Source organism: Mariluticola halotolerans (assembly GCF_021611515.1).
GTDB lineage: Bacteria > Pseudomonadota > Alphaproteobacteria > Rhizobiales > Devosiaceae > Mariluticola > Mariluticola halotolerans.
In genome coordinates, this window is record NZ_CP090960.1 from 1,729,554 (window position 1) to 1,756,502 (window position 26,949).

At 59.9% G+C, this 26,949-nt stretch carries 26 protein-coding genes; 13 read left to right on the forward strand and 13 right to left on the reverse strand.

Annotated features, from left to right (window positions below; all coding sequences use genetic code 11):
- Positions 1 to 4: 4 nt before the first annotated feature.
- Positions 5 to 640, reverse strand: a complete 636-nt coding sequence (locus L1P08_RS08265) for a response regulator transcription factor (protein ID WP_303616555.1) — start codon at positions 638 to 640, stop codon at positions 5 to 7.
- Positions 641 to 937: 297 nt separating this feature from the next.
- Positions 938 to 1,321, reverse strand: coding sequence for a large conductance mechanosensitive channel protein MscL (gene mscL, locus L1P08_RS08270; protein WP_438268394.1), 384 nt, complete (start codon positions 1,319 to 1,321; stop codon positions 938 to 940).
- A 336-nt stretch (positions 1,322 to 1,657) separates the two neighbouring features.
- Here mscL and L1P08_RS08275 point away from each other — a divergent pair, with 336 nt between their 5' ends.
- The 4 genes from L1P08_RS08275 (at position 1,658) to L1P08_RS08290 (ending at position 7,426) form a co-directional block, all read left to right on the forward strand.
- Positions 1,658 to 5,185 carry a peptidoglycan-binding protein gene (locus L1P08_RS08275; RefSeq protein WP_303616557.1) on the forward strand — a complete coding sequence of 1,176 codons (3,528 nt, stop codon included), beginning with the start codon at positions 1,658 to 1,660 and terminating at the stop codon, positions 5,183 to 5,185.
- Positions 5,186 to 5,274: 89 nt separating this feature from the next.
- Positions 5,275 to 6,210, forward strand: a complete 936-nt coding sequence (locus L1P08_RS08280) for a sulfite exporter TauE/SafE family protein (RefSeq protein ID WP_303616558.1) — start codon at positions 5,275 to 5,277, stop codon at positions 6,208 to 6,210.
- Entirely contained in the window at positions 6,207 to 6,968 is a 762-nt protein-coding gene (locus tag L1P08_RS08285) for a TIGR02186 family protein (RefSeq protein ID WP_303616559.1), read from the forward strand. Before L1P08_RS08280 ends, L1P08_RS08285 begins: the two co-directional genes overlap by 4 nt.
- Positions 6,969 to 6,976: 8 nt before the next feature.
- Positions 6,977 to 7,426 carry a DUF3429 domain-containing protein gene (locus tag L1P08_RS08290; RefSeq protein WP_303616560.1) on the forward strand — a complete coding sequence of 150 codons (450 nt, stop codon included), beginning with the start codon at positions 6,977 to 6,979 and terminating at the stop codon, positions 7,424 to 7,426.
- Here L1P08_RS08290 and L1P08_RS08295 read toward each other — a convergent pair.
- Positions 7,419 to 8,159, reverse strand: coding sequence for a pseudouridine synthase (locus L1P08_RS08295; protein ID WP_303616561.1), 741 nt, complete (start codon positions 8,157 to 8,159; stop codon positions 7,419 to 7,421). The two genes, L1P08_RS08290 and L1P08_RS08295, sit on opposite strands and share 8 nt — an antisense overlap.
- Positions 8,156 to 9,064, reverse strand: coding sequence for a class I SAM-dependent methyltransferase (locus tag L1P08_RS08300; protein ID WP_303616562.1), 909 nt, complete (start codon positions 9,062 to 9,064; stop codon positions 8,156 to 8,158). Before L1P08_RS08300 ends, L1P08_RS08295 begins: the two co-directional genes overlap by 4 nt.
- Before the next feature lie 172 nt (positions 9,065 to 9,236).
- On the opposite strand from L1P08_RS08300, the gene L1P08_RS08305 reads away from it, so the two are divergent.
- Both L1P08_RS08305 and L1P08_RS08310 read left to right on the forward strand, forming a co-directional pair.
- Positions 9,237 to 9,998: an ABC transporter ATP-binding protein gene (locus tag L1P08_RS08305; protein ID WP_303616563.1), complete on the forward strand. Its 762-nt coding sequence runs from the start codon at positions 9,237 to 9,239 to the stop codon at positions 9,996 to 9,998.
- Positions 9,995 to 11,539: a permease gene (locus L1P08_RS08310; protein WP_303616564.1), complete on the forward strand. Its 1,545-nt coding sequence runs from the start codon at positions 9,995 to 9,997 to the stop codon at positions 11,537 to 11,539. Before L1P08_RS08305 ends, L1P08_RS08310 begins: the two co-directional genes overlap by 4 nt.
- 9 nt (positions 11,540 to 11,548) lie before the next feature.
- Here the strand turns inward: L1P08_RS08310 and L1P08_RS08315 are convergent, their stop codons facing one another.
- From L1P08_RS08315 to L1P08_RS08330, 4 genes are all read right to left on the reverse strand, one after another.
- Positions 11,549 to 11,920 carry a VOC family protein gene (locus tag L1P08_RS08315; RefSeq protein WP_303616565.1) on the reverse strand — a complete coding sequence of 124 codons (372 nt, stop codon included), beginning with the start codon at positions 11,918 to 11,920 and terminating at the stop codon, positions 11,549 to 11,551.
- A gap of 70 nt (positions 11,921 to 11,990) precedes the next feature.
- A complete protein-coding gene (gene pdeM / locus L1P08_RS08320; RefSeq protein ID WP_303616566.1) occupies positions 11,991 to 12,707 on the reverse strand; it encodes a ligase-associated DNA damage response endonuclease PdeM in 717 nt (238 codons plus the stop codon).
- Positions 12,704 to 13,159, reverse strand: coding sequence for a GNAT family N-acetyltransferase (locus tag L1P08_RS08325; protein WP_303616567.1), 456 nt, complete (start codon positions 13,157 to 13,159; stop codon positions 12,704 to 12,706). The genes pdeM and L1P08_RS08325 overlap by 4 nt, the downstream gene beginning before the upstream one ends.
- Positions 13,156 to 15,633, reverse strand: coding sequence for a ligase-associated DNA damage response DEXH box helicase (locus L1P08_RS08330; RefSeq protein ID WP_303616568.1), 2,478 nt, complete (start codon positions 15,631 to 15,633; stop codon positions 13,156 to 13,158). Before L1P08_RS08330 ends, L1P08_RS08325 begins: the two co-directional genes overlap by 4 nt.
- Positions 15,634 to 15,727: 94 nt before the next feature.
- On the opposite strand from L1P08_RS08330, the gene L1P08_RS08335 reads away from it, so the two are divergent.
- Positions 15,728 to 16,426: a nucleoside/nucleotide kinase family protein gene (locus tag L1P08_RS08335; RefSeq protein ID WP_303616569.1), complete on the forward strand. Its 699-nt coding sequence runs from the start codon at positions 15,728 to 15,730 to the stop codon at positions 16,424 to 16,426.
- Positions 16,427 to 16,435: 9 nt separating this feature from the next.
- On the opposite strand, the gene L1P08_RS08340 is transcribed toward L1P08_RS08335, so the two are convergent.
- The gene (locus tag L1P08_RS08340) at positions 16,436 to 17,467 is read right to left on the reverse strand and encodes an HD-GYP domain-containing protein (RefSeq protein WP_303616570.1); all 1,032 of its coding nucleotides are present in this window, start codon (positions 17,465 to 17,467) and stop codon (positions 16,436 to 16,438) included.
- 268 nt (positions 17,468 to 17,735) lie between these two features.
- Between L1P08_RS08340 and L1P08_RS08345 the strand changes: the two genes are divergently transcribed.
- Complete coding sequence (locus L1P08_RS08345; protein WP_303616571.1) at positions 17,736 to 18,491, forward strand: SDR family NAD(P)-dependent oxidoreductase; 756 nt, start codon at positions 17,736 to 17,738, stop codon at positions 18,489 to 18,491.
- 9 nt (positions 18,492 to 18,500) lie between these two features.
- Entirely contained in the window at positions 18,501 to 19,841 is a 1,341-nt protein-coding gene (locus L1P08_RS08350; RefSeq protein WP_303616572.1) for an MATE family efflux transporter, read from the forward strand.
- A 104-nt stretch (positions 19,842 to 19,945) separates the two neighbouring features.
- Here L1P08_RS08350 and L1P08_RS08355 read toward each other — a convergent pair whose 3' ends face one another.
- Positions 19,946 to 21,052, reverse strand: a complete 1,107-nt coding sequence (locus L1P08_RS08355) for a quinone-dependent dihydroorotate dehydrogenase (RefSeq protein WP_438268395.1) — start codon at positions 21,050 to 21,052, stop codon at positions 19,946 to 19,948.
- The gene (locus L1P08_RS08360) at positions 21,052 to 21,474 is read right to left on the reverse strand and encodes a DUF952 domain-containing protein (protein WP_303616573.1); all 423 of its coding nucleotides are present in this window, start codon (positions 21,472 to 21,474) and stop codon (positions 21,052 to 21,054) included. The genes L1P08_RS08355 and L1P08_RS08360 overlap by 1 nt, the downstream gene beginning before the upstream one ends.
- Before the next feature lie 103 nt (positions 21,475 to 21,577).
- Here L1P08_RS08360 and L1P08_RS08365 point away from each other — a divergent pair, with 103 nt between their 5' ends.
- Both L1P08_RS08365 and L1P08_RS08370 read left to right on the forward strand, forming a co-directional pair.
- Positions 21,578 to 22,216, forward strand: coding sequence for a S24 family peptidase (locus tag L1P08_RS08365; RefSeq protein ID WP_303616574.1), 639 nt, complete (start codon positions 21,578 to 21,580; stop codon positions 22,214 to 22,216).
- Entirely contained in the window at positions 22,213 to 22,914 is a 702-nt protein-coding gene (locus L1P08_RS08370) for an HAD family hydrolase (RefSeq protein WP_303616575.1), read from the forward strand. The genes L1P08_RS08365 and L1P08_RS08370 overlap by 4 nt, the downstream gene beginning before the upstream one ends.
- A gap of 59 nt (positions 22,915 to 22,973) precedes the next feature.
- Here the strand turns inward: L1P08_RS08370 and L1P08_RS08375 are convergent, their stop codons facing one another.
- Positions 22,974 to 24,614, reverse strand: coding sequence for a lysine--tRNA ligase (locus L1P08_RS08375; RefSeq protein ID WP_303619523.1), 1,641 nt, complete (start codon positions 24,612 to 24,614; stop codon positions 22,974 to 22,976).
- A 142-nt stretch (positions 24,615 to 24,756) separates the two neighbouring features.
- Here L1P08_RS08375 and L1P08_RS08380 point away from each other — a divergent pair, with 142 nt between their 5' ends.
- Positions 24,757 to 25,164 (forward strand): tellurite resistance TerB family protein, encoded by a 408-nt coding sequence (locus L1P08_RS08380; protein ID WP_303616576.1) that lies wholly within the window; start codon positions 24,757 to 24,759, stop codon positions 25,162 to 25,164.
- 95 nt (positions 25,165 to 25,259) lie between these two features.
- Positions 25,260 to 26,099, forward strand: a complete 840-nt coding sequence (locus tag L1P08_RS08385; protein ID WP_303616577.1) for a sterol desaturase family protein — start codon at positions 25,260 to 25,262, stop codon at positions 26,097 to 26,099.
- Here L1P08_RS08385 and L1P08_RS08390 read toward each other — a convergent pair.
- On the reverse strand, positions 26,086 to 26,895 hold the full coding sequence (locus L1P08_RS08390; protein WP_303616578.1) for a transporter substrate-binding domain-containing protein: 810 nt from the start codon (positions 26,893 to 26,895) through the stop codon (positions 26,086 to 26,088). The genes L1P08_RS08385 and L1P08_RS08390 overlap by 14 nt on opposite strands.
- Positions 26,896 to 26,949: the final 54 nt, after the last annotated feature.

Genomic DNA, 26,949 nt, shown 5'->3' on the forward strand with positions numbered 1-26,949 from the left:
CGGGTCAGCTGGTGAGTACGATCCGCATCAGGTCCGCTGTGTTGCGGGCCCCCAGCTTTTCCATGACCCTGGCGCGATGCACCTCGACCGTGCGCGGGCTGATGCCCAGTTCGCGCCCGGCTTCCTTGTTGGATTGACCATTGCTGATCAATTGCAGCACCTCGCGCTCCCGCGGGGTGAGCTGGCCGAAACCGCGAATATCAATTGGCCGCCGCCCGTCCTTCAATGTGCCCAATTGCACATCCCTGCGCAGCGCCTCGCGCACAGCGCAGAGAAACCGCTCGGTATCAAGCGGCTTGGTGATGACATCGGCGGCACCCGCCTTCATGGCGTTAACCGCCGCGCCGACATCATTGTGATCCGAGATGACAAAGACCGGCGTGCCGGTGTGCATGGCCTTTATCTTGCTCAGTGTGCGTAACCCGGCCCCGTCATCAATATAGACATTCAAGACCACAACGCTTGGATGCGCTCTCTCGATAGAGGAAAAAAATCCTTCGCTATCGAGCGAAAATGCTGTCTGATACCCTTCCAGCCGGAAGAGCACACTCAGGGCCTCACAGGAGGCCAGGTCCGGGTCGATAATGTGGATCAGACGATCCCTGTTTAAAAATGATTGATAATATGATTGCTCGCTCATATGCCCTCTCCGAGGCGGTTTTGCTGACATGTCTGTAAAATTTTTCGTGACATGTTAGGAAATTACGCCAGATTATGTGTTTGCCCTCTTCTCCCATCAGGTAAATCACGACCGCAGTTTGCGATAAGTATTCAGGGATGCCGAGCAGGGAGCTACGTACGCTCGACTACCTATTGATAGGTTTATTTACCTAAGATTGGCGCGTCAAGGTGCAAATGCTCCTGCACAAGGCGCACAAAAAAACCGCCCCCGGAAATCCGGAGACGGTCGCGCTCGAAAAAGTCTGGCGGTGTGCGCCTACTTTGTTTTGAGAAGATCGCGGATTTCAGTCAGCAGAACCTCTTCGCGGGAGGGTGCAGAGGGTGCGGCCTCTTCCTTTTTCTTCATTTTGTTCATGCCCTTGACCACGAGGAAGAGAACGAACGCGATGATGATGAACTTGACCACGGCATTGATGAACAAGCCAATGCTCATTGGCCCGAGCATCAGGGCCGAGAAATCGACGCCGCCGATAATCAGGCCGATGACCGGCATGAAGACGTCATCAACCAGCGATGAGACGATGGCCCCGAATGCGGCACCAATAACGATACCGATGGCCAGATCGACCATATTGCCCTTGAGAGCAAACTCCTTGAATTCCTTAAACATAAAAATCCCCTTGCCAGTTTTTCGTCGCATCCCGCGCCGCCATTACAAGAACGACGCGCCTCTTGATGCGGAACCATGGTTTATATTAGCGCAAATGAAATCTATCGGACGGCTTTTTTTGCCTTTTACGCTACAAAATGCGCCTTAACTGGCCCGAAATGGCGTTATTTCATGTGGACAATGTTCAACACATCACCCCGACTACGCAGTTAAACCTATTATTTTTCACATTCGAGGCGCGCGCATCGCTGCCAATTTGCAACAAGCTTAACGGGTTATTTACCTTGTTTTTGCAAGTTGAGGTCTCCTAGTACGCCGCACATGCGCGCGGTTGATTGCGTCGCATTTTGAGTTCCGGACGAATATATGGCCCGCGCCCAACCCAATGATGACTGGCACCAGACCCAAGGGCGGCAAAACCCGGGGGACTGGCAGGCATTGCGTGCCGACCTGGTGGACCTGCTTAATCAGGTAGAAACCCAGGTGGCGCACAAGCAGGCGCCGGGCACACCGCCGCGAAATGCTGCGGCTGGCTGGGCCCCGCATGGTGGCCAGAGCCGTCAGCGCGAGGCATTGCAATCGGTCACGCGGGCGCTAGAGCGTTTCAGCGACCGGGACAATGAAGACGTCGCCGCCGCCATCGAACAGATCCGCGGCCGCCATGATGACATTCCGCACAGGCAGCCCGAGCAATTCGGCGATCTGTCCTCCACCGTCAATAACATGAGCAACCGGCTTGAGCGCCTCGGCGACGAGTTGCGCCATGGCGGCCAGTCACCGGCCAGCCTGCGCGATATCGCCGAACAGGTGGCCCAGCTTACCCATGTCATCGAATTGCTGGCGGGCGCTGTTGGCGAGACGGGCCAGGTCAAGCGGCTGGAAGCGCAACTGGCCAATATTGCGCGGATGGTGAGCCAGCCCCAGCAAAGCGGCGATCTTAACCTGCGGATCGACAAGCTTGTGGCGACGGTGGAACACCTGAGCGACCTGCAGCAGCAATATGCCGACCAGCCAATGACGCGGCTGGAGGAATTGTCCTCGTCGCAGGGCAAGGGCCTGACCGCCATCGAGGCGAGCGTGCGCAATGTCTATGACCGCATCGACACGCTGGAGCAGAACCTGGCGCTGAGCCCGGGCGACCTTGAACGGCTGACCCAGGAAATGGGCACCATTTCGCAAGAAATGGCCAATGTGACCCAGGCGATGAAGGGTGGCGACACATCAAACACCATTCTTGCCCGGATCGACGCGCTGAATGCGCGGGTTGGCCAGATTGAGGATTTTGGCAATGGCGGGGCGGTTGGCGGCTTGCAGGCCGATATCGAAACCCTGCGCCATGCGGTGAGCGATGCGATTGAGCCGCGCTTTTCGGCGCTCAAGAGCCAGATTGACAGCCTCGACCAGAAATTCGGCGCGGCTTCCGGCAATGATGTTTCGGCCAGCCAGCTGGAAACCCAGATCCGCCAATTGATGGCGCGCATGGACCAGACCGGCGAGCAGCTGTCTGACATCACCAAGCTTTACAAGAACAATGCGGGCAAGGAGAACGGCGTTGCCGCGGCCCCCGCCCCTGATTTTGAGGCGCTGGCCGAACTGGTGGCCCAGCGCACATCCGAGGCGGTTTCCCGCGTTGGTGCACAAAGCACAGGCCTCAGCGATGCCGGGCTTGATGCGCTTGAAGACCGCATGACACGCTTGTTCGCAGCCGGCAATGAAGCCGACCACACCCAGGACTTTGCCGGGGTGCAGGAAGGCATTCGCCAGGTTGATGCCCGGTTGGCGCGCCTTGAGGCGACGCTTAACGAGACGATCTCCAGCAGCGCAGCACCGGTCACCCAGCCGGCGGTGGCACCCGCTCCGCAGCCAACTGTCCGTCCCCAGGCCGAAGCGCCCGCCCCATCGCCTGTGCGCGCGGCCTTGCAGACGGCCAGCGCCCATGAGAGCCGGCAGGCGGCACCACGTGGCGATGCCCTTAATGACGCGATGCGGATCAACCCGGTTGATGACCGCCCGCTGATTGATCCGGGCTTTGGTGCCGATTATCCGCCGGAACCGGAAACCAGCTTCAGACCCGAGGCCCGGCATGAGGCAACAGCTGCGGATTTTGCCGACGCCCCCGAACCCGAGGCTGCCACACCGCCGCACGCACCTGTTGCGCCGCGCCCGGCATCGGCGTTTGATCCCGACAGTGTCGAGCGTCCGGCCAAGCCGCGCTCGAGCCTGCATGACGACGTGGCACCGGCCTTTGAACCTGCGCCAGCTCCCCGCCGCGCCGAGGGCGAGCGCACGCCGCGCAATTCGACCAATAGCGTCAGCCGTTCCACCTTTATCGAAGCGGCCCGCCGCGCGGCCCAGCGCGAGGAAGAAACCGGCACCGGCTCACAATCGCTGATTGCCAAGGCATTCGCCCGTTTTCAGGATGGCAAAAACGCCCCTGAGGATGTGGCAGAAGACGACGCGCCCACGGCACGGGAACGCAAGGCCCAGGCACGCGCTGAAAAGAAGGCACGGGCCAAGCTGAAGGCCGAGGCCCGCCGCAAGGAGCCCGATATCCGCGCATCGGCCGACGAAGCCGATATGCCGCATAGTGATTTTGCTGCCGAGACGCGCCAGATAGATGATGAAGACGCGCCGCGCCAGAGCTTTATCAGCCGTCATCGCCGCCCGCTCTTGCTGGCGACTGCGCTTGTTGTGGTCAGTCTGCTGGCGCTCAATCTGGTTGAACGCCGCCTCAACTCCAATGATGTGCCGGCCGCAGCTGCACCTGCAGTTGAAGAACCCGCGCCAGAACCGGCTGCTCCCGCTGCACCCGCCGCCTCCGGTGTCGAACAGCAGCAATTGCTTGATCCCGATCCCACAGGTTCGGTGGATCCGTTCACGCGCATGACCATGCCCACAGAAGCCGTGATGACCCAGGGGTTGCCCGCCGCGCTGTCCAGCAATGGTGCGCAGGACGCGGATTTGACCCGCACCGGCTCTATCCCGACGGCTGCGGCCAGCGACAAACTTGAATTTGCGCCGATTTCGCCGGGCGTGAAACTGGAACTGCCGCCTGAAAATGTCGGCCCGCTGGCACTGCGGGAAGCAGCGGCAAACGGAGACCCGCGCGCCCAGTTCGAAATCGCGGCGATTTATAGCGAAGGCCAGGCCGTAGCGCAGGATTTTGCCGCTTCCGCCAAATGGTATGAACGCGCCGCCGCCCAGGGCTTTGCCCCGGCAGAATATCGCCTTGGCAATCTTTATGAACATGGCAAGGGTGTCGACAAGGACCTGATGCAGGCCCGGCTCTGGTATCAGCGCGCGGCTGAGGCGGGTAACCGCATGTCGATGCATAATCTGGCCGCGCTTTATGCCAGCGGTGAACTGGGCAGCCAGGAATTCTCGCAGGCCGCAGAATGGTTCGAGCGGGCAGCCAATCGCGGCCTGACTGACAGCCAGTTCAACCTGGGCATGCTTTATGCGCGTGGTCTTGGCGTGCCGCAGAACATGTCGGCCTCGTATAAATGGTTCTCGCTTGCCGCCAATCAGGGTGATGCGGGCGCGGTGAAAGCGCGAGACGACATTGCCCGCTCGCTCGATGCGGAAACAATGAGCCGTTTGCAGGCGGAAATCGACAGCTGGAAAAGCGGTGCCATCGATATAAAGGCGAATTTTGCCCCGATCGGCACATGGGCCAAGGACTTCAATCCCGGCCCTGACATTACCGACCGCAATGTGGTGGAAAAAGTGCAGGCAGCCCTTAACCGCCTTGGTTATGACGTTGGTGTGCCCGACGGCCTGATGGGGCCGCGCACCCGTGAAGTTATCGAAGAATTCGAACGCAGCACAGGCATGAACGAGAGCGGCTCGATCAATCCACGGCTGCTCGCCGTTTTGGGAAGCCAGCCAGTTTAGCAAAAACCGGCAAGCTTCATTGACAGTTCCAGTCTGACGCGCCTATTCGTGCCGTCACAGTATGTCTCTTGCTTAGGCGGTTGCCGGTCGTGCACATCTATCTGCCGATAGCTGAACTCTCAGTGAACCTCTTCTTCCTTGTTGGAATCGGTGGGGCGGTCGGATTTTTGTCGGGTCTTTTTGGCGTGGGCGGCGGTTTTCTGCTGACGCCTTTGCTGATTTTTACCGGCATCCCCCCTTCTGTCGCCGTCGCCTCGGTGACCGGTCAGGTTGTTGCCGCCTCGACATCGGGCGCGCTGAGCTATTGGCGGCGTTCCAGCATCGATTTTCATCTCGCGCTTTATCTGGTGCTTGCCGGTGTGCTGGGGGCCATGGGGGGCGTGTTTGCTTTCGGTGCCTTGCGCGCTGCCGGCCAGCTCGATCTGGTCATCTCCCTTTCCTATCTGGTGTTTCTCGGTTCGGTTGGCATGCTGATGCTGACAGAATCGGTGCGCTCGCTCTGGCGGCGGCGGGCCGGGATTGTGGTGCGCGACAAGCTGCCGGGACAGCATAACTGGGTGCACGGCTTGCCGCTGCGCATCCGTTTCAAGCGCTCGAAACTTTATGTCAGCGTGTTGCCGGTGCTGGTGATTGGCGCGGCGATCGGTTTTCTCGGGGCATTGCTGGGGATTGGCGGCGGTTTCATTCTCGTGCCGGCGCTTATCTATATTTTGCGGGTGCCGGGCAGTGTGGTGATCGGCACCTCTTTGGTGCAGGTGCTGGCAATCATGGCCGCTTCCACCGTATTGCATGCGGTCAACAGCCAGAGTGTCGATATTCTGCTGGTCACCTGTTTGATGGTGGGCGGGGTGATCGGGGCGCAATTCGGAGCTTCTGCCGGGCAATATCTGCGCGGCGACCAGTTGCGGGCGCTTTTGGCGCTGCTGGTTTTGACCGTTGCCATTCGCTTTGCCGCGCAATTGCTGTTTACCCCGGCTGACCCGTTCAGCATGGCCATTCTGGGGCCGGGAGAGTTTTTGCCATGATGCGGCTGGCCTTTCTGCTTGTCCTGGGGTTGATGATGGCTGATCTGGCCCATGCCCAACGGCTGGTGGGCGCCATGTCGGGCAAGACGATTTCCATCAGCTCGAATTTTTCCGGCGAGACACTGACGCTATTCGGCAATGTGGAGCCAGAGGTGGGGGCCGAGCAGCGGCATGTTGAGGGGCCGTTTGATATCATCATGGTTATTCGCGGCCCCGCCTTTGACCGGGTGGCGCGCGAGAAGACCCATGAATGGGGTATCTGGCTGAATACCGACCAACTGGTTTTCCGCAATTTCCCTTCATATTTCTGGGTGCTCTCCAGCGACAAGCTGAACGATATTACCGATGAGGAAACGCTGATCCGCGAAGGATTGCTGCCCGAGACCCGGCCGCAACTGGCCGTGGTGCAAGGCAGCGGCGACCCCGAAAAATTCGGCACGGAACTGGTGCGGTTGATGACGCAAAAAGGGTTGTTCGGCCTTGATGAACGCGGGGTGTTGTTTCAGTCAGACACGCTTTATTCCGCCCGGCTGTCCCTGCCCTCCAATGTGCCGAATGGCAGTTTCCTGGCCTATACCTATTTGTTCAAGGACGGGGTGATTGTGGCGCAAAAGGCCGAGGCCTTTTCGGTGCGCAAGACCGGATTTGAGCGCTTTGTGGGCATGGCGGCACAGCAATCGCCATGGGCCTATGGCATAACCTGCGTCTTGCTGGCGGTGTTTACCGGCTGGCTTGGCGGCGTGGTGTTCCGGCGTTAGGATCTGACATGACAAACGTTCCCGCTTTCTGGTCCCGCATTATTACCTTCACGGCGCTGGCGGGGCTGTTGCCTTTTGTGGCCGGGCTTTTGCTGACGCTGTTTCCCGGCCTGCCGCTGCTTGACCAGATGGTGTTTGAGCGGGCGCTCGTTGGGTATGGCGTGTTGATTCTGGCGTTTCTGGGCGGGGTGCGCTGGGGCTTGCGCCTGCAGGGCGGCGCGGGGTCCGACCTGACCTTTGTCATGGGGATCATCGGCTCTGTTGCCGGGTTCTTCATGCTGCTGATGCCCTATACGCTGGCCCTTGTCATTCTGATCATCGGCTTTGCGCTGCAGGGGGCATGGGACATCTGGTCGGTGGGTGTGCCGCAACTTTATTCGCGGCTGCGGCGGCTGATGACGCTTTTGGTCTGCCTGGTATTGATCGCTATTCTGGTGGCGCGGTTTACCGTCAGCTAGGCGCAAAGATCGCGGCCAGCGCTAATTCATCCAGCAATCTGTAATCACCCGGTGCCAGATCTTCCGGCAGATCGAGGCCACCAATGCGGTCGCGGTGCAGGCCGGTTACGTGATTGCCGACAGAGGCGAACATGCGGCGCACCTGATGATAACGGCCTTCGGTGACGGACAAAAAGGCCTCTTTATCCCCCAGGACTTCAAGAATTGCAGGCTGTAGCGGCTTTTCCTCGCCCTCGAGCAGCAGGGTGCCGGCGGCAAAGATTTCACCCTCATTGCCGTTCAGGGGACGCTCGAGCGTGACGCGATAGCGTTTGGCGACGTGATGGCGCGGGGCGATGACCCGGTGCAGCAGATCGCCATCATCGGTCATCAGCAAGAGGCCCGAGGTCTCCTTGTCGAGCCGCCCGATGGTGGAAATGGCGGGGTTGCGCCCGCGCCAGCGGGTGGGCAACAGGTCATAGACCAGCGGCCCGGCTTCCTTGTGCGAACAGGTGACGCCGAGGGGCTTGTTGAGCATTAGTGCCATGCCCGGGACGGGATCGAGGGGTTCACCATCAATCATCAAACGGGTGGAAAGGTCGGGGCTGACCGCGACTTTCACATCGGGTTTCTTAATATCGACCCCGTCCAGCGTCACCGCGCCGAGGCGGGCGAGCTGTTGGATATCCTTGCGCGAGCCATAGCCCATATTGGCCAGCAAGCGGTCGAGCCGCATCATGGCGGGCTTGCTCATTTTTCGGCCCTGTAGATTTTGTAGCCATCGCGGTCGGCGACAAGAGTGCTTTCGGTGAACAACCGGTTGAGGGTTTCCTCATAGGGCAGATGCCGGTTGGCAACGAGCCAGCACACGCCACGCGGGCGCAGGGCCGATGCGGCCTTGACGATGAAATGCTGACCGAGCACCCGGTCTTCATTACCGCCATCATGGAAGGGCGGGTTCATGACGATAAAATCGAGCCGCTCGCCGATATCGGCCTGACGCACATCGGCCCAAAGAGTGCTGGCGCGGGTATCGGTGACGTTGCGTTTGGCCGCTTCAATGGCGCGCCGGTCGGTATCGACCATGATGACCGACGTGACCTTATCCGAGGCCAGCACGGCGGCGGTGAGAAAACCAATGCCACAGCCGAGATCGGCCCCGCGCCCTGAAAGCGGTGGCAGGGCTTCCATTAAAAGCGCGCTGCCCGGATCGAGCCGGTCCCAGCTGAACACGCCCGGCTGTGACCAGATGGCACCGCCATCCACCTGTTGCAGACCCGCTTCGTTGAGGGTTGTCTCAATCCCCTCGACCGCCTCGGGCCGGGTGGTGGTGCAGATGCGGTGATGGCGGCGGCTTTCAGCCTCCACATCACAGCCGAAAGCTGTCAGTTCCTTGGCGATACGGGCACCGCCCTTGTCCTTTGGCGCAAGGGCAATCAACTGGCCACCGGGCTTGAGCAGGTGCAGCGCTGCGGCGAGGACATAACGGCGTTCCAGCGTGCCGGGCGGAGCAAGGATCACCATGCGATCAAGGCTCGCCGGGGCGGCCGTCTCCAGTGCTTCAGCGCCGGGCATGAGGGGCGAGAACTGGGTGATGTCCGCAGGCCAATCGGCCAGTTCTGTGGGTGGTGTCCCGTAAAGTCCCTCGATTGTGCTCACCCTGTCGTCCCGTCGCTTTCCTGAAATCCGGCTGATCCATAGTACAGGGCGGCCCCGCCTTCAATCGTGCAGCGGCAATTAGCCGTAAACCGGGTTTTGCGAATGCGGCTGGCCGGATTCACCTTGCGGCAACGCCTTTGCCTTATGGAATTGGGGGATTGGAGCGCGCACCATGCAAGATACAGCACCTGCCCTCGACATTTCAGGGCTTTGTAAAAGCTTTGACCGCCCGGCGGTCAACGGGTTGAACCTGACAGTTCGCCGGGGCGAATTCTATGGTCTTTTGGGGCCGAATGGCGCGGGCAAGACCACGATTTTGCGCATGGTCGCGGGGCTGTTGCAGCCGGATGAAGGCCAGATCAATATTCTTGGCATTGATGCGGCGCGTGATCCGGTGGCGGCGAAGCGGGTTGTGGCCTGGGTCTCGGACGAGCCGATGGTTTATGACCGGCTGACGCCGCTTGAATATCTCGAATTTATTGCCGGGCTTTGGCAGGTGGACGCCCAGGAGGCGGCGCGCCGGGCCGAAGACCTGCTCGGCTGGCTGGGCCTTGCCCCGCATGCGCATGAGCGCTGTGGCGGCTTTTCCAAGGGCATGCTGCAAAAGGTGGCGCTGGCTGGCGCACTGGTGCATGAGCCGCAATTGATTATTCTCGATGAGCCCCTGACCGGGCTTGATGCCGGCTCGGCCCGGCAGGTCAAGGATGTGCTCAAGGCGCGGGTTGCCAGTGGCGTGACCGTAATCATGACGACGCATATTCTTGAAGTTGCCGAACGGATGGCCGAGCGCATTGGGGTTATCGCCCATGGCAGGCTGATTGCCGAAGGCACGCTGGAGGAATTGCGCGTGAAGGCCGGGCGTGGTGATACCAGCCTTGAAGACATCTTTCTTGATCTGGTCGCGGCCGATGCCGATCAGGAACAAGTGGCATGATTGCCGCCCCTGCCCCCGGTTCGCTGATCTGGTTTGCCCGGCATGAGATCGCGCTGACCTGGCGCGACTGGACAGCGTTGATGACCGGCGGCAAGCGCATGCGCACCTATGTGGCGGTGGCGGTGTTTGCCAGCATTGCTCTCGTAGCGCATCTGATCGCCTATAGCCTGCTGGGTCCGCACATTGCCAATGGCATTGTGGCCGACAAGACAAGTCTTGTCTGGCTGACCGGTGCCGGGATCCTGTTTTTCACCGTCATGCTGTCGCAGGCCATGGAATCGGTGACACGGGCCTATTATGCCCGCGCCGATCTCGATCTGATCCTTTCCTCCCCGGCCTCGTCGCGGCGGCTGTTTGCCATTCGCACGCTTTCGATTGCCGGGTCGACCATGATGCTGTCCTGCCTTTTGGCCGGGCCGGCCATCAATATTCTGGCCTATCATGACAGCCCTGTCTGGCTGTTGGCCTATGGGGTGATGGCGGTTCTGGCAGCGATTGCCACCGCGATTGCCGTGGGAATTACCATCGCACTTTTTCGTCTGACCGGGCCGAAGCGTACCCGCTTTATCGCCCAGATTCTGGCCGCGATTGTGGGCGCCGGGTTTCTGATCGGCATTCAGCTGGTCGCCATTCTGGCCTTTGGGCAATATGCGCGGTTTTCATTTCTGCAATCGGACGCGGTGCTGGCCGCTGCGCCTGCTGCTGACAGCCTCTTCTGGTTGCCCGCCCGCGCGGCCATGGGGGACGGGCTTGCCTTTGCCATGCTGGCGATTGCCGGATTTGGCTTGCTGGGTCTGGTCATTGCCGCCTCGTCAGCCAGCTTTGGCCACTATGCCGTTGCGGCGGCGGGCGTGCCCGAAACACGGTTCAGGGCGCAGGGCAAAAGCCGGTTGTTTCGCCATATCAGCCAGAAACAGGTTTTGCGGCGCAAGGAGTGGAAGCTTTTGGCACGCGACCCATGGTTGCTGTCGCAAACGCTGATGCAAATTCTTTATCTGTTGCCGCCCGCACTGCTGCTCTGGCTGAATTACGGGCAGGATGCGGGCATGTTCATTGTTGTCGTGCCTGTGCTGGTTATGGCCTCGGGCCAATTGGCCGGCGGGCTGGCCTGGCTGGCGATCTCGGGCGAGGATGCGCATGATCTGGTGGTCACCGCGCCGGTCAATCCGCGCACTATTCTTGCCGCCAAGATTGAGGCTGTGCTGGGGGCGATTGCCATGGTGCTGACGCCCTTGTTGTTGCTGATGGCACTCTCCTCGTGGCAGGCCGCCCTTGTGACCGGGTTTGGCGCATTGCTGTCGGCAGGATCGGCGACACTGATCCAGCTCTGGTTCCGCTCGCAGGCCAAGCGCGCCATGTTCCGGCGCCGTCAGGTCTCCTCCCGCGTGGCCACCCTTTCGGAAGCCTTTGCCTCGATCATGTGGGCGGGGACGGCGGCCATTGCGGTCAGCGGCGCGTGGTTGCTGGCCATTATTCCGGCCGTGATCGCACTGATTGTCATGGGGATCGCCAAGGCGCTCAGCCCCAGGGCATCGGACTAGGTTTTCACCCTAAACATGCTGGTCGATCAGGATGGTATTGCCATCCGGGTCCTTGAGCATGCAGCTGGCGGGACCGGTTGTGGCTTCGTCGGCTTCATTCAACAGCGCAATGCCATCGGCCTTCAGGCGTTTTTGAATCTCCCTAACATCGGTGAACGGGGTGACCGGCTGGCCGTTTGAATCCCAGCCGGGGTTGAAGGTGAGGATATTGCCCTCGAACATGCCCTGAAACAGCCCAATGACGCAGGTGGGGGATTTCATGATCATCCAGCCATGCTGTTGCTGATCGTGAAAGACCTCAAATCCGAGCTTTTCATAAAAGGCGCGCGAGGCGGCGATATCCTTGACGGCAAGACTGAGGGAAAAACCACCGAGTTCCATTGTGCATCTCCTGTCTGGCAATCGCTTATTGAATGCACAAAACAGAAGGGCTGACCAATCACATCGTATCTCAGCCCGCCACCAGCCGCCGGGGATTGACCGGATAGGTGCGGTCGCGGCCGAGCATGACGACCTGCAACTGGCTCATGCGGAACAGGCCATGAAAGGCCGGGGAGAGGATGTTGAGATTGCCGGTGGAACTGCCATAGGCAGGCAGGATCATCAGGCGCTCATCGGCGACGAAACAGGGCCGCCGCGTGGCGCGTCCATTAAGGGCGATCCGGGCTGCGGGGTGCAGGTGCCCGGCCATGAGGCCTGTACTGGTTTTATCCGGTTCGTGGCTAAGGGTGATGTCGCGGAGGATAATGTTTTGCCGGCAATCGCCGCCAAGGGCGTGCGGCGCGGGATCGTGATTACCTGAAAGCCAGAGCCAGTCCGTCATCCCCAGCAGGCGATCCAGCCGCGCCCGGTCATGGGGCAGAATGGTGCTGGTGCCTTCGTCACGGTGAAAGCTGTCACCCAGCGCGATCAGACGGCTGGCGCGGGTGTGCATCAGATCGGCTTCGAGACGGCTGAGCGTCAGGCCCGTATCATAAGGCGGCAGCAATTGGCCGGTGCGGGCGAAGGACGACATTTTCTCCAGATGCAGATCGGCGACCAGCAGCGCGTTTTCCGCCCGCCAGAACAGCGCGCCCGAGGGTAGCGGTTCGAACAGTTCGCCCCGGAAGCGGATCATCGCCGTCGCCTCCTCCTCGTCTTTCTGGCGTGTGGCGGCATGGGTCATCATTTCAGCCGCATGCGGTAATTGACCACCCGGCCACTTTCGATAAAGCCGAGGGCCTTGTGGGCGTGTTGGCTGACGACATTGTCCACTTCAACATCGGAGCCAAGATAGGAATAGCCGTTTGCGCGCGCCCAATCGGCGGCGGCGGCCACGAGCGCGCCACCCACGCCACGGGCGCGGAATTCGGGCTCCACATACCAGCCCTCGATATAGGCCGCGGGATCATTGCCGCAGCTATCGACCACGCTGCGCTCGCCAATTTCAGCAAAGCCGACAGGTTCGTCACCAGCTAGAGCCAGCAGCACGATTTTCAGGGCACCCTGCCCGGATTTGAAGGCGGCAAGATCGGCCTGATTTTCAGCCTCGGAGCAATCGGGCCACAACTTTGTGCGCATGCCACCCCAGATGGCGTATTCCGCATCCGCCATGGCTCTGACTGTCAGGGTTACCGTCACCCGCCCATCGCCTCCTTGATCAATTCATCCGCGGCTTCCGCCATTGCGCTTTCGCGGCCCTCGCCGAAAATCGGTTCGCGGCCAATCTCAAGCATTACCGGTACCGCAAGTGGAGAGATTCGGTCGAGCGGTTTATGGACGATGTGCTGACGCGCCCGCGCGAGGCACTGGCCGAGCCGTTCGATATCCAAAAGGCCGCGCGCCGCATCGCGCCGCGTCGCCTGAATGAGGATATGGTCGGGCTCGTGCTGGTAGAGCACGTCATAGATCAGGTCGGAATTCATGGTGATCTGGCGGCCGGTTTTTTCCTTGCCGGGATGACGGCGTTCGATCAGTCCTGAAATGATAGCGCAATTACGAAAGGTGCGTTTCATCAGGCTGGATTCATCGAGCCAGGCTTCCAGATCATCGCCGAGCATATCTTCGGAAAACAATTCATCCAGCGACAGCCGCCCGGTGCGGATCATCGCGGTCAGATCACCCAGCCCCCAGATGGCCAGCGCATATTCGCTCGCGACAAACCCAAGAGGGCGCGCCCGCATGCGCTCGAGCCGGCGGGTCAGCAGCATGCCCATGGTCTGATGCGCCAGACGGCCCTCGAAGGGATAACAGACCAGATAGGATTTATCGGCGCGCGGAAAGGTTTCAACCAGAAGGTTGTCGGTGCCGGGCAAAACGGAAACGTCGCGTTGCAGGCTCAGCCAGTCGCGCACCTGTGGCGGCAGCACGCCCCAGCTATCGGGACTGGCCAACATGGCGCGGACCCGTTCGGCCAGATAGGTGGAGAGCGGAAACTTGCCACCCATATAGGAGGGGATTTTCGGATTGGGGGAAAAGCTGCGCGAGACATAGGCCTCGTTTTCGCGCATGGCCTCAAAGGCGACGATCTCGCCGCCGAACAAAAACGTGTCGCCGGGCAGAAGCTGGGAGAAGAAATATTCCTCCATCTCGCCGAGCACGCGCCCGCCCCGGCCAATCGGGCCGGTGGTTGCGCCCTGTTTGTGGCCGCGGCCACGCACGAGGCGCACGCGCACCATTGGTTCCTCGATAATGGTGCCGACATTGAGCCGATATTGCTGGGCCACTTGCGGATTGGCGATGCGCCATTTGCCCTCGCCGGTCTGGCGCAGGCGGGCATAGCGTTCATAGGCCTTGAGGGCATAGCCGCCGGTGGCGACGAATTCGAGCACCCGGTCGAACTGGGAACGGGGCAGATCGCGATAGGGCCAGGCGCGGGTGATTTCGACAAAGGTTGCGTCCGCATCAATCGGTGCGGCGCAGGCGAGGCCGAGAATATGCTGTGCCAGGACATCGAGACCACCGGCGACCGGGTCCTCGCTGTCCTGTGCCCCTTCATTGACGGCTTCCAGGGCCGCTTCGCATTCAAGCACCTCAAAGCGGTTGGCGGGGACGAACAGCGCGCGCGAGGGTTCATCGAGCCGGTGATTGGCGCGGCCAATGCGTTGCAGCATGCGCGAGGAGCCTTTGGGCGCGCCAATCTGGACGACCAGATCGACATCGCCCCAATCGATGCCGAGATCGAGGGTGGAGGTGCAGACCACGGCGCGGAGGTTTCCGGCGACCATCGCCGTTTCCACCTTGCGGCGCTGTTCGACATTGAGTGAGCCGTGATGGAGCGCAATCGGCAGATTGTCGTCATTGATCGACCAGAGGCCCTGAAACAGCATTTCCGCTTGCGAGCGGGTGTTGACGAACAGCAGCACGGTGCCGTTTTGCTTGATGATCTCATAGAGATCCTTATGGGCGTAATTGGCCGAATGCCCGGCCCAGGGCACCCGGTCCTCGCTGGCCAGTATCGAGAGTTCCGGATGAGCCCCGCCTTCGGCAGTCAGCAGCGCTGTGGGGCGCGGGGCGACCGGGGCGGCGATCCAGTCGCGCAGCATTTCGGGCTGAGCCACGGTGGCGCTGAGGGCGGTAATCTTGACGTCAGAGGCAAGCATGCCCAGCCGGGCAATGGCCAGTGACAGCAATTCGCCGCGCTTGGAGGTGACCATGGCATGCAGCTCATCAAGCACGATGCGCTGCACCGAGCCGAACAGTTTGGCGCTATCGCCATGGCTGAGCAGGAGCGCGATCTGTTCAGGCGTGGTCAACAGGATATGCGGGGGATCATATCTCTGGCGCTGACGCTTGTGCTGGGGGGTGTCGCCGGTGCGGGTTTCCACCCGGATGTTCAGGCCCATCTCGGCAATGGGCGTGGTCAGGTTGCGCGCCACGTCCACCGCCAGCGCCTTGAGGGGCGAAATATAGAGCGTGTGCAACCCCTCCCGGGGGGCATTGATCAAATCATTGAGGGTGGGCAGGAACCCCGCCAGCGTTTTACCCGCACCGGTGGGGGCGATCAGCAGCGCGGATTGACCTTGCTCATGGGCATTCAGCACAGCCAGCTGATGCGGCCTCGGCACCCATTGGCGAGCCGCAAACCAGTCGGTGATCGGGGGCGAAAGTTTCAACCGGATGCCTTCATCAATTTGTCATCTTTATGCGCGGGCAAATCCGGCATAGTCTAACCTTGGTTTCCCCCAGAGTCGCAACCCAAGGGATGCTATGACCGATAGCACGACTGAACCATCCAACCCGCCGGAAAAACTGCGTCTGACGCCAGAAGATGCGGCCATTGAAATTACCAAACGTGCCATTTCGGTGGCGGCGACCCAGCAGCGCCGGGTTGTGGTGGGTATTGCCGGTGGTCCCGGTTCGGGTAAATCAACCATCGCGGCGGCTGTTATCGGCCAGCTCAATGACCTGATTGATGGCAGCGCCGCCCGGGTGCCGATGGATGGCTTTCATATGAAGCATGACAAGCTGGTGGAGATGGAACTGGACGCGGTGAAAGGGTCGCCGGAGACGTTCGATCCGCGTGCTTTCATCAGCTTTTTGAAGAACCTCAAGCAAAGCCGGCAGCCCTGCCAGGTGCCTTCCTATTCCCGCAAGATTGAGGACGTGGTCGAGAACGCTTTCACCATTGCGGGCAATGTGCCCATTCTGGTGGTTGAGGGGAATTATCTGTTGCTCTCCAAAACACCCTGGCACGAAATCCGCGATTTGCTGGATGTGGCGATTTATATCTCCGTGCCGCGCGATAAGGTGCGTGCGCGCCTGCTCAAACGTCACCGGGAACATGACCTTTTCACCGAGGAACGCAATATTGCCCATGTCGATAATGTGGATCTGGCCAATTACGATCTGGTGGCCAGTTCGCGCGATCGCGCTGACGTGGTGATCGACCTGCTGACAGAGAGCTGAGGCGGATTTTTACGCGGCGTGGGTGTTAACCGCTTCGGCGAGAACATTGACCAGCACACGCTCCACCTTGCCTTCGTCAGCCATGCCAGAGAGAATGTCGATCGCCTCATGCGGGGCGGCGGCAAGTTTATAGGGCCGGGTTTCCACCAGGGCGCCATAGATGTCGCAGACGGTGAGAATGCGGGTGACATCACCAATTTCAGAACCCTTCAGCCCGTCAGGATAGCCAGAGCCGTCGAGATATTCGTGGTGGTGGCGGACCGCTGCGAGGATTTCCGGGGCGACGCCTTTCTGGGTAGACAAGTACTCATGGCCAATAGCGGGGTGGCTGCGCACCAGCGCCAATTCGGCCTCGCTCAACTTATCGGGCTTGTCGAGGATGGTGGCGGGAATTTCGATCTTGCCGATATCATGCAGCAATGCCGCCGTGGCAAGGGTGGTAATGTCTGCCCGGGCCATGCCTGTGTGATAGCCGAATGCCGTTGCAAGGCCGGTGACGATCAGGCAGTGCTGGAAGGTGCCCTCGTGATAGGCCCGCACGGTGCCCAGCCAGCTCTCGAGACTGCTTCTGGCAATCGCATTGCTGATTTCCCCACCTGATTTGTCAATCTGGCCAATATCGAGCAGGCTATGGGAATGCAGCGCGGAAAAAGCCAGCTCCAGCGCACCGGCGGCATACATGACAGAGGTCTGGCACTGAATCATGGCGGGGTTATTGGCAGCAGCACTGCGGATCAATTGCGTCAGGCCAGGCGTGCTGAGCGGTGCCGGCAATAGCCGTGTGGCACCCAATGCCCAGGCCTGGGTGCGGGCGCGGTGATTAGCCGGGTCGGCGACAGCGGCGAGCAAAGCCGGCTTTTTGCCTTTGCCCAGAAATTCACGGGTCCTGCTGACGGTCTTGAGATCGAGAAAATCGATATCCATGACCACAATGTCAGCGTCTGGAAAGACGTCATCCCATATCTGGGCAATTAAAACCGGATCACCGCCTACGTAATGCGGGAGTTTCCGGGGTTTGTCATTATCGCATAAAATGAGCAAGAGCACCTCCCCCAGCGTCTACTCATGTCATAAATTTCCCCGAAATAAGGGGGCGTGGATTATTCAAAATATGCAAGTAACTTAGAAAATTCGTATAAATATTGTATTTATATTTCCCACGGGGCAAGCCAGTTTATTTCGCGGGGTACTTTGGCTTTTTCACCTATCTCCTGTGCCGGCTGGCGCCACAGGCGCGGTACGTGCCGTTCGCACTTGCCAGCGCTGGCCAATCATGGCACCTCCCTTGGGTCGTTAATGCGAGGTTGTCATGCACAAGAAAACCATTTTCATCACCGGTGCCACATCCGGCTTTGGCGCGGCCACTGCCCGCCTGTTTGCCCATAATGGCTGGCAGGTGATTGCAACCGGCAGGCGCGTGGAACGCCTCGAAGCGCTGCGCGACGAACTGCCTGCGGGCATGGTGCATATTGCCGCGATGGATTTGACGGATCGTGACAGCATCATTGCCGCCATTAAAGGGTTGCCTGATGCATTCAAACCCGTGACATGCCTGTTCAATAATGGCGGCCTGGCACTGGGCACCAAGCCGATGCCCGATATCAAGGTTGATGACTGGCGGGTGATGGTGGAGACCAATATTATGGGCCTCATCCACACCAGCCAGGAAATGATCCCGCTGTTGAAGGCAACCGGACCGGGCGCGTCGATTATCAATGTAGGCTCGATTGCGGGGCGTTTTGCCTATCCGGGTGGCAATGTCTATGGCGCGTCAAAAGCCTTTGTGCGCCAGTTCTCCTATGAAATGCGCTGCGACCTTGAAGGCACCGGCATTCGGGTAACCAGCCTGGAGCCGGGCATGGCCAAGTCTGAATTCACCGCTGTGCGCACGGGTGACGCCAAGCTGAATGAAACCTTTTATGAAGGTGCCGAGCCGATATTGCCGGAAGACATTGCCAATACGGTCTGGTTTCTGGCGACCCAGCCGGACCATATCAATATCAACTCGATCGAGATCATGCCGGTCAGCCAGGTGCCGGCCGTTCCCAAAATTCTGCGGAAATAGGCACCCATAATGTCCAAGCCGTCGTACCCGTTCACGGTGCGGCATCGCGATGTGTGGCGCATCGCCCTGCCAGCGACCTTTGCCTTTATCACTGAACCGCTGGCGGGGCTGGTGGACCTTACCGTGATCGGCAGGCTGGGAGATGCGACCCTGCTTGGGGGGCTGGTGCTGGGCACGCTGGCCTTCAATTTCATTTTCTCGATGGTGTTCTTTCTCAGGCTGGGCACGGCCGGGCTGGTGGCCCAATCGGTTGGCGCACGGGATGCGGATGAAGGGCTGATACATTTCGGGCGCGCCATCCTGATTGCGCTGGTAATCGGGCTGGCGCTGCTGATTTTGACGATGCCGCTGATCTGGCTGAGCGCGTGGCTGCTGGGTGCGGGGCCATCCGTGATGGTCGCATTTGAAACCTATATGCAGGTGCGCATGTGGTCGGCCCCTCTGGTTTTGATCAATTTTGCGCTGCTCGGCTGGTTTTACGGGCGGGCCGAGGCGACGACCGGCATGGCGCTGCAATTTCTGGTATCGGGCGGCAATATCGTTTTCTCGATCCTGTTCGTTTACGGATTTGGCTGGGGCGTGGCCGGGGTGGCATTTGGCACGGTGCTCGGCGAATTGATGGCGGCGGCGACCGGCCTTTTTCTGGTGGTCCGGCATTTCGGCGGTATCCACCCGATCCTTAAGACCTTGCCGCGTGACCGGCTGCTTGAATTACGCGGGCTGAAACGGCTGTTTGCACTTAGCCGCGACCTGATGATCCGCTCGGCCGCACTGATGGGCGCGTTTGCGTTTTTCACGGCCCAGACCGCGCGCGAAAGTGCAGTGGTTTTGGCAGCCAATGCAATCATTCTCAATTTCCAGATGGTCACGGCGTTTTTTCTCGACGGGCAGGCGCAGGCGGCGGAACAATTATGCGGCAAGGCGGTGGGGGCCAATTACCGCCCCGCGTTCGATCGCGCCATCAAGCTGTCGATGGGGTGGGGATTTCTGATCGGGCTGGGGCTGTTTCTCATTCTCATCAGTTTCGGGCCGCTGTTTATCAACCTGATGACCACGGCACCCGATGTGCGCCAGGTCGCCTATGATCACTTGTTCATCGCCTCTTTCATGGCGCTGACCGGGGTTGGTGCGTTTGTGATGGACGGGGTTATGCAGGGCGCAACGCTGAACACGATCATTCGCAACGGCATGGTTGCCGCGTTTTTGATCTTTCTGGCGGCGGCCAATATTCTTTATCCGCTTTACGGGCTGAACGGCCTTTGGCTGGCCATGAACATTTTCTTTATCGCCCGTGGCGTGATCTTCTGGTTCGCCGTCAAATGGAAAATGCCAACGCTGTTCGGCGGGTGATCTGGCTGGCCTGCGCCGCCCATCCTTCGACAGGCTCAGGATGAGGAGCGACAGCTAAGGATGAGGAGGGGCTGGCGGGTCCCTGTGCTGCGATTGAGCGCGCGCTAAATCCCGGCCTTGCCGCTGGCCCAGTCCGTAACTGCCGTGCCGGTTAGACCGGCGACCGAGGTGTGCCCGCCGGCGCGAATGGCTTTGGTGAGACCGGTCTTGATATCGCCGAGCAGTTCCATGCCCTCGAACACCAAAGCGGAATAGAGCTGGATGGCATTGGCCCCAGCGGCGAATTTGGCCACGGCGCTTTCTGCGGAATGCACACCGCCCACACCAATGATGGGGAGTTCGCCCAGACGCAAACGCATTTGTGCCAGTTTTTGGGTGGCCAGATTGAATAATGGCTTGCCCGACAATCCGCCGGTTTCTTCCGCATAGGGCAGGCCTGCAACGGTATCCCGGCCAATGGTGGTGTTTGAGACAATCAACCCATCGAGATTGGTCGCCTGGATGACGCCGGCAATCTCGTCCATTTCCGTTTCATTGAGATCGGGGGCGATTTTGAGGAATACGGGCACGCGTATGCTGGCGGCGGCCCGTTCCTCGAGCACCGCGCCGAGCAGTTTGCGCAAGGCATCGTGAGACTGCAGATCGCGCAGGCCCGGCGTGTTCGGCGAGGAAATATTGACCGTCAGATAATCTGCCTTGGTGGCGAAACGTTTAACCCCGGCCACATAGTCAGCCACGAAATCGGTGCTGTCCTTGTTGGCCCCCACATTGACCCCGAGAATGGTGGAAACGCGCCGGTCGGCCAGACGCTGGAAGGCGGCGTCATGTCCCTCATTGTTGAACCCCATGCGATTGATTACCCCCCCGGCTTCGCTGACGCGGAACAGGCGGGGTTTGGGATTGCCCGTTTGCGGACGCGGGGTGAGCGTGCCCACTTCGGCAAAACCAAAACCGATGCGACCCAGCGCTTCGGGGACTTCCGCATTCTTGTCGAACCCGGCAGCCATGCCGACCGGGTTTTTGAGGTCGAGCCCGCAAAGGTTGAGACTGAGCTCGGCCGGGTCCGAGTCTGCCTGGGCTGGCACGAGACCCAGCTTCAGCGCCGAAATGGTGGCGCGGTGGGCGATCTCGGGATCCATTTTCAGAAGGGCGTCACGGGTGATGCCCTGCATCAGGCCAGAACGAAGAAGCGGTGACAGGGAGGAGAACATCAGCTGAGGTCCGGCAAATTGTTGATGGTGCCATCGGCGTTGACCGAGATCGCGGACGCCTCGGCGACCTGGCTTGTGGACAGTGGCGCGTAAAGATGCGGGAACAGTGCCCCGCCACGCGAGAGTTCCCATTTCAGTTCCGGCCCGACGGTGGCCGCCGGCACCTTGAGCAGCACGAGTTGATCCTGACCCTTGAAGTGCAGGCTGAGGGTCTCGGATAACTGATCGGCTGTGGAGAAATGCATATAGCCGTCGGCCTGGTCTATGGGCATGCCCGCAAGGGTGCCGGTGGCTTGCGCCTCGGCCCACAGGGCGCTGGTGGTGATTTTGTAAATATGTTCGGGCACGGGCTCTGACGCTGGTTCGGGAACGGGTCTGATCTGGCCGCGACCATAGGCAAAGGGACTGTGGGCAGCAAGCATTGCGGGACTTTACATATATATGCACCAATGCCAATAATAGGACAATGATCCGCATTAAGGACACTTGTCCTTCTCCACTCGTATAACTCTTAAAGCCACCCCGATGTTGTCACACGCCGCCATATGGGAATCGATTGATAATCTCGCCAAACGCCGCGGCCTGACGCCTTCCGGGCTGGCGCGGCTGGCCGGGCTTGATTCCACCGCATTCAACAAATCCAAGCGGGTCAGCAAGGACGGGCGCGAACGCTGGCCCTCGACCGAAAGCCTTGCCAAAGTGCTTGAGGCGACGGGCGAGGGATTTGACAGCTTCCTGCTTGAGGGTGGTGCTTATGTGCAAACCGCCTCGGCACAGAATTCAACGGTTCCCCTGCTCGGTTTTGCCCAGGCCGGTTCCGGCGGGTTCTTTGATTCCGGTGGTTTTCCGGCCGGTCAGGGTTGGGACGAGGTGCGGTTACCCACGGTCTCTGAGGGGGGCACCTATGCGCTGGAGGTTTCTGGCGATTCCATGCTGCCGCTCTATCGGGATGGCGATATCATTATTGTCTCGCCCAGCCAGCAATTGCGCCGGGGGGACCGGGTGGTGGTGCGCACGCGCGAAGGCGAAGTGATGGCCAAGGTTTTGCACCGGCAGACAGAAAAAACCGTGGAACTGCATTCGCTCAATCCAGAACACAAACCGCGTGTGCTCAGCAGCGCGGAAATCGACTGGATCGCCCGGATTGTCTGGGCCAGCCAATGAGCAAATCTCAGATCAGTCTGATCGGTCTCGATGCCGATGACACGCTCTGGCACAATGAATATTTCTTTCAGCTGACCCAGAAACGGTTTCTGGAATTGCTGGCCGACCATGCCGAGAGCACGCATGCCAGCGCGCGTTTGCTGGAGGCGGAAAAGCGCAATCTTGCCATTTACGGCTTCGGCATCAAGGGTTTCACCCTGTCGATGATTGAAACGGCGCTGGAAATTACCGCGGGCCGGGTGCCGGCCTCTGTCATTCAGGAAATCCTTGATGCGGGGCGCGACCTGCTGGCGCATCCGGTTGAGACATTGCCCGGGGTTGAAGACACGGTGGAGAAACTCGCTAGTGCCTACAAGCTGGTGCTGATCACCAAGGGTGATCTGTTTGATCAGGAACGGAAGCTGGCACAATCGGGCCTTGGCGAGATGTTCAAGGCGGTCGAGATCGTCAGCGACAAGAACCGGGGCACCTATGAGCGGATTTTCAGCCAGCATGGCGAGGGTCCCGACCAGTCGGTGATGGTGGGGAACTCGCTGAAATCAGATGTGGTGCCGGCGATCGAGGCCGGTGGCTGGGGCATTTTTGTGCCGCATGAACACGTCTGGGCGGTGGAGCATGCGGATGCGCCAGTTGATGCGCCGCGTTTCCGCGAAGCCGCCCGGTTTGACGACATCGCGGAAATTATTGAAAAGCTTTAGGCCTTTCCGGCCGCATCGGTGGGCGCGGAAAGCCGGCACCCAGTTTTCTGCACGATGCTTTAGCTGACCAATTCGCCGGCCAGCCCCTTTTTGATCAGGGCGCGGGTCTGATCGACACCGTAAAGCGCCGTGAAGGAGCCGAAGCGCGGCCCCTGATCCTGCCCCAGCAATACCTGATAGAGGGCCTTGAACCAGTCGCGCAGCGGCTCGAAGCCTGCGGCCTTGCCCACTTCATAAACAAGGTTCTGAATGGCTTCGGCATCGGTTGAGCCGGAGAATTCCGCAAGGCCTGCATCAAGCGCTTCAAAGGCCTGGCGCTCCTGTTCGTTTGGCGCGCGGAAGACTTTTGATGGTTTGACGAAATCGTGGAAATAGCGAATGGCAAAGCCGACCAGCCGGTCCAGCTCGGCATGGGTTTCCGGCGAGGCGCCGGGCACATAATTGGAGATAAAGCCCCAAAGCACGCTCGCATCTTCCGCATTGGCGGCGGAGACGAGATTGAGCAGCAGCCCGAAAGTGACGGGCACGTCCGGTGTACCGGGATTGCCTGAATGAATGTGAAAGGCTGGGTTTTCCAGCCGTTCCGCCACTGTCTGCCGGCCAAACGCCTCGACAAAAGTGTAATATTCATCGACGGCGCGCGGGATCACATCAAAGAACAGCCGCTTGGCCGCCCGGGGTTTCTGGAACATGAACAGCGCCAGGCTTTCGGGCGTGGCATAGTTGAGCCAATCCTCGATGGTCAGGCCATTGCCCTTGGATTTTGAAATCTTCTGGCCCTTGTCGTCGAGGAACAATTCGTAATTGAACCCTTCGGGCGGCGTGCCGCCGAGCGCCTTGACGATGCGGCTGGAGAGACGTACGGAATCGATCAGGTCCTTGCCGGACATTTCGTAATCGACACCAAGGGCGAACCAGCGCAAGGCCCAATCAGCTTTCCACTGACACTTGACCGCGCCGCCTGTGACCGTGGTTTCGACCTCTTCACCTGTATCGGGATCGACATAGGTGACGGTGCCCTTTTCCACATTGCGGGCAATCATGGGCACCTGCAGCACGACACCGGTGCGCGGGCTGACCGGCAGGAAGGGTGAATAGGTGGCGCGGCGCTCTGCCCCAAGAGTTGGCAGGATGATGTCCATGATCTCGTCATAGACTTCGAGCATGCGCAGCAATGCCTTGTCGAACACACCGGAGGTGTAATAATCGGTGGCGCTGACGAATTCATATTCGAAGCCGTACTGATCGAGAAATGCCATCAGGCGCGCGTTGTTGGCCGCGCCAAATGAGGGATGTTCGTCAGAGAACGGGTCGGGAATGCGGCTCAGCGGCTTGCCGATATATTCGGCCATCATTTCCTGATTGGGCACATTGGTTGGCACTTTGCGCAAGCCGTCCATATCGTCGGAAAAACACACCAGACGGGTCGGGATTTCATCGCGGGTGAGCAGGCGGAAGGCCGTGCGCACCATGGTTGTGCGCGCCACTTCACCGAACGTGCCGATATGCGGCAGGCCGGAGGGGCCATAGCCGGTTTCAAACAATACGCTTTTCTCGCCGGTTTTCTCGATCCGGGCCACAATTTTCCGGGCCTCTTCAAAGGGCCAGGCGCGTGCGGTTTGGGCCGCGTCGAAGGCGGCAGGATCGAGGTCGGGGAGCGTGTTTGACGGCACTTTTACATCTCTTTGCTTGCAGCCCATCCAGCGGGCCTGGCTGGTGTCGCATCCGAGAGCGGTCTGCGTCAACATTTTCAATCTCGACCGCAACCTTGTCATGCGCCATCATGGTGCCTAGGTAAGGCGCACCTTATTACTTCCAAAAGATAATATTTCGGAGAATGTCATGTCCCTGTCGCCGCAAGATGCCCTGGTCTATCTCATGGTGGTCACCTCCGCCGCTGACACAGACATGACTGCCCCGGAACTGGACCGGATTGCCGGACTGGTGGAACGCCTGCCCGTGTTCGAGGGCTATGACCGGCTGCAACTTTCCGAAATCGCCGGCCAATGCGTCGAGGCCATGAGCCGGGTTGATGACCTTGAGCAGATTCTGGACGAAGTGCTGGATGCCCTGCCCGAGCGGCTGCACGACACGGCCTATGCGCTGGCGGTGGAAGTGGCGGCAGTTGATCTCGATCTGGGGCAGGAAGAATTGCGCTGGCTGGAAATGATCCGTGACAGGCTGAAGCTGGACCGGTTGACCACGGCTGCAATCGAGGTGGCGGCACGGGCCCGGTTGCGCAAGGCCTAAAACCAGGATCACGCCGAATTGTGCGGGTTTTATTGGCGTGCGCTGCTCGTTTATGTTTATATTAGACTGTTGTCATATACATAAGGCGTTTGCGTGTGACCCTTTTCGGCCTGAGCGAAGGCGCTCTCAGATTTTCGATCTTTCTGGCGATCTTTCTCGCCATGACGGCCCTCGAGGCCTTCCTGCCGCGGCGGGCGCGGCGGTTTCCGCGCGGGCAGCGCTGGTTCACCAATATCGGGGTGTTGTTTGCCGATTATCTGGCGGTCGCGGCGATGACCTTTGTGGTGCCCATCACCGCAGCATTGGCCGCGCTCTGGGCTGAAGCCAACAGCTTTGGTCTGTTCTATCAGCTCGACTGGCCGCTTTGGCTGGTGTGGCTCATCAGCTTTATCGTGCTGGATTTCGTGATCTGGGGCCAGCATGTGGTCACCCACAAAATTCCGCTATTGTGGCGCATTCACCGGGTGCACCATTCCGATGAGGATCTGGATGCAACCAGCGCTGTGCGTTTTCATCCGCTGGAAATCCTCTTGTCGATTTTCGTCAAGGCGCTGGCGGTTGTGCTGCTGGGCGCGCCTGTGGTGCTGGTGGTTATATTTGAGGCCATTGTGAACGGGTCGGCCCTGTTCAACCATGCCAACCTGAAATTGCCGCTCTGGCTCGACAAGTGGCTGCGCCTGATCCTTGTGACACCGGATATGCACCGGGTGCATCATTCCGTCATCCATCGCGAGACGGACAGCAATTACGGGTTTGCGCTATCAATCTGGGACCGGCTGTTCCGCACCTATAACGACCAGCCGGAAATGGGGCATGAGGGCATGACCATTGGCCTGTCGGAATGGCAGGATGATGCGCCCACACGCCTGGGATGGACGCTTGCCTTGCCCTTCCGCACCCCGCCAAAATCCCCGCCGCCGGTCAATAAAAGCTGACAGGGAACCAGCGCAGATAGAGTTCGTCGAGCTTGCCATTGCGTTTGAGTTGCGCGAGCGCTGTGTTGACCGCATTGCGCACATTGCCGCGTCCGGCGGGAATGGCAGCGGCCAACCCCTCGCCGAACCAGTGCGGACTGAAATAGGGGTCGCCCGCGAACGCGCAGCAATTCCCGCTCTCGTTGAGCCAGAACGAGGCCCGCATGGCGTCGCCGAAATAGGCATCCACCTCCCCTTCCCGCACGGCTTCGAGCGCCAGGATTTCGTTGTCGAAGGGCACCAGCTCACGCGCGGGCATATTGGCTTGCAGAAACCGGGCATGGGCCGAACCGTCGCGCACCGCGATTTTCTTGTCGCCGGGCATCGTCGCAGTGAAATCGGCCGCCACGTCCCGCATCGTTACGAAACGGCCCGGTAGCATCAGGTAAAGGGAGGAGAAATCGAATTGCTCGGCGGAGATTTCGTCAATCGCCAGCCCGGCGAGCAGAACATCGCCCTGATTGCTGGCCAGCGCGTCGGCCACCTGGTCCCAGGGCCAGGCCTGCACCGTGCAGGATACGTCAAGCACCGTGCAGATCGCCTTGGCCAGGTCGATGTGAAAGCCGACCAGTTCCCCGCCATCATCGCGATAATTGAAGGGGGGAAAATCGGCGCTGGTGAGAAAGCGGATCGCGGGCACGCCTGCCAGATCAGCGGCTTCTTCACGGGCGCTTGGATCGGCATGAAAGGGCAAGGCTTGCGCCAGGGCGGCCGCAGAAAATCCAAGCAGGAAACACAAACTGATCAGCACGCGCATGACACAACATCGCCTCGCAAAGAATCATGACCCCAGTGCTCTAGCATAAACCGG